The 2,959-nt window shown below is 48.4% G+C and carries 1 protein-coding gene; it reads left to right on the plus strand.

Annotated features, from left to right (window positions below):
* Nucleotides 1-302 precede the first annotated feature (302 nt).
* Complete coding sequence (locus tag LN893_RS20270) at nucleotides 303-2,759, plus strand: bifunctional UDP-N-acetylmuramoyl-tripeptide:D-alanyl-D-alanine ligase/alanine racemase (RefSeq protein ID WP_229973235.1); 2,457 nt, start codon at nucleotides 303-305, stop codon at nucleotides 2,757-2,759.
* Nucleotides 2,760-2,959 lie beyond the last annotated feature (200 nt).

Genomic DNA, 2,959 nt, shown 5'->3' on the forward strand with positions numbered 1-2,959 from the left:
TAGGTTTATACGAACTAAGAACCTTAAGTTGACGGCATTGGTGCCGCAGGCGGGTTGGTTAATCTCATCAAGGAGAAAAGTAAGGCCCAGCCGGCGAGGCGAAAAGCTAGCAGAAAGTATAGCAACGGTAAGTTGTAATGAATTTTCTGACTCAGAAGCAGTACTTCATTTATGTTGATTAAACTTTAACCCACCCCTACTCCCTCCGAGGAGGGGAATTATACCAACTGTGCTGAAAGCAGGAATCTTTCAATTCTGCTTTCGTAAACCTATTATCTTTGAAGCCTAAATACCTGACTCTTATGCTCACATTCCAAGAGCTTGTTTCTATAACCAAAGGCGAGGCCTTACAATACAAACAGTCACTCCCCATCGTGCAGTTGCTCACCGACAGCCGTAAGTTGTCGCAGCCAGGTAGTACCTTGTTTTTTGCGATAAAAGGCAGGTGGAACGACGGGCATACGTACCTGAAGCAGTTGTTCAAGCAGGGTGTGCGGCAGTTTGTGGTGGAGAGCTTAACAGAAGCCGAGGCGCAACAGCTTTACCCTGAAGCGAACATTATATGGGTGCCAAACAGCATGGAGGCGCTGCAGGCGGCGGCGGCATGGCATCGGGCGCAGTTTCAAATTCCTGTAGTCGCGATAACAGGCAGTAACGGCAAAACTATTGTAAAGGAGTGGCTGTCGCAGGTGCTGAGCTCTGAGGAGCAGGTAGTGAAGAGCCCGAGAAGCTATAATTCGCAGGTGGGGGTGCCGCTGTCGGTGTGGCAGCTGGAGGCAAACCATACCTTTGCTGTTTTTGAGGCAGGTATTTCGCTGCCAGGTGAGATGGAGAAACTGCAGCGCATCATTCAGCCCACCATCGGCATCTTCACGAACATCGGCACGGCTCACGACGGTGGTTTTACTTCCCAAGAACAGAAGGTAGAAGAGAAATTGAAGCTGTTTCAGGAGGTGGAGTTGCTCATTTATTCCTCTGATTATACGTTACTGCACGAGGCTGTACAGCAGAAGAACATTTCAAGCCTTACCTGGTCTAAGAAGCAAGAAGCAGATGTCAAAATTACAGATATCACTGCAGCAGGACACAAATCCATTGTAGTTTATACTTACCAAGGGCAAAAGCAACGGCTTTCTATACCGTTCACCGATGAGGCATCTATAGAAAACGCCCTGCATTGCCTGTCTATGCTCTTGTACCGTAACCTGCCGCTGCACGAAATCCAGAACCGCCTGGACAAGCTGCACCCTGTGGCGATGCGCCTTGAAATGAAGGAAGCGATCAACGGCTGCTACCTGATTGATGATACCTATAACAATGACCTAGCAGGTTTGAAGATTGCTTTAGACCTGCTGGCAAGCCAGCCGAAGCAGCGGAAGCACACACTTATACTTTCCGATCTGCTGGAGTCGGGTTTGCAGCAGGAGAAGCTTTACACACATGTGGCGGAGCTGGTAACTGCGCGTGGCGTGGAGCGCTTGATAGGAATTGGCCCGACCATACAGGCACATGCAGCAAAGTTTAGCGGCGAAACTGCCTTTTACAGCAGTACTACCGATTTTCTGCAGCAGTTTCAGTTAAGCAGTTTCCGTAACGAGGTGATCCTGGTGAAGGGCGCGCGCGTGTTTGAGTTTGAGAAGATTGTGCAGGCTTTCCAGCAGAAAGTGCATGGCACTGTGCTGGAGGTAAACCTGGATGCGCTGGTGCATAACCTCAACTTTTACCGTTCCAAACTTACGCCTGATACGAGACTGATGGTGATGGTAAAGGCATTTGCCTATGGCAGCGGCAGTTTCGAAGTAGCTAACTTACTACAGTTCCACCGCGTGGATTACTTGGCCGTAGCCTATGCCGACGAAGGTGTGCAGCTACGGGAGCATGGAATTACACTGCCCATTATGGTAATGAACCCTTCGCCAGACAGTTTTGCCAAGCTGAAACAGAACAACCTGGAGCCCGAGATTTATTCGCTGGAGCAGTTACAACAGCTTGTTTTTAGCTTAACGGAAGGAGAGAGCATCAACATACATCTGAAGTTGGATACTGGTATGCACCGCCTGGGCTTTACGGCTGAAGATTTTACAGAGCTTTTTGCACTGTTGAGGCAGCATCCGCAGGCAAAAGTAGTAAGTGCTTTTAGCCATTTAGCGGGTGCCGACGAAGCTTTGCACAACGATTTCTCCAGAATGCAAATCGATACTTTTCGTACACTGGTTGCTGCTGTAGAAGAAGCACTAGGTTATAAAGTGACCAAACATATATTAAACTCAGCTGGTATTGTGCGTTTCCCTGAGCACCACTTGGATATGGCGCGACTTGGTATCGGCATTTACGGTGTAGAAGCAACAGGCTCCGAGCAGGAGTCGCTTCGGCCTGTAAGTATGCTTAAAACCACCGTATCGCAAGTTAAAAGCATAAAAGCAGGCGAAACGGTAGGCTATAGCCGCAAAGGATTTGCCGAACACGATAAAATTATCGCCACCATTGCCATAGGTTATGCCGACGGCTACGACCGACGTTTTAGTAATGGCGTGGGCGAAGTGATTATCAAAGGCAAACGTGCCCCCATCATCGGCAACGTGTGCATGGATATGTGCATGGTAGACGTAACAGGTATAGAGGTAAAAGCTGGCGACGAAGTAATTGTTTTCGGCCCGCAGCTCACGCTGGTAGAATTGGCTGCCAGAATCGGAACTATACCTTATGAGCTGCTCACCAATGTAAGCACGCGGGTAAAACGGGTGTTCTATGCGGAGTAGACTTTTTGCTGATTTGAAGATTGGGAAATGAGGAGATATGAAGATGACTGAGTGCGCTAGTGCGAGCTTGCAGCTCGTATTTTTACATTGCTATACTAATCTGAAAGCTTATTTCTAGCTACTACGGTTGCATTCGCTAGTAGCTTCAATCACCAGGAAGTACGAGCTGCAAGCCTTATCCTGTTTCATAACTTTTCTGC

Source organism: Pontibacter harenae, assembly GCF_020907245.1.
Taxonomy (GTDB): domain Bacteria; phylum Bacteroidota; class Bacteroidia; order Cytophagales; family Hymenobacteraceae; genus Pontibacter; species Pontibacter harenae.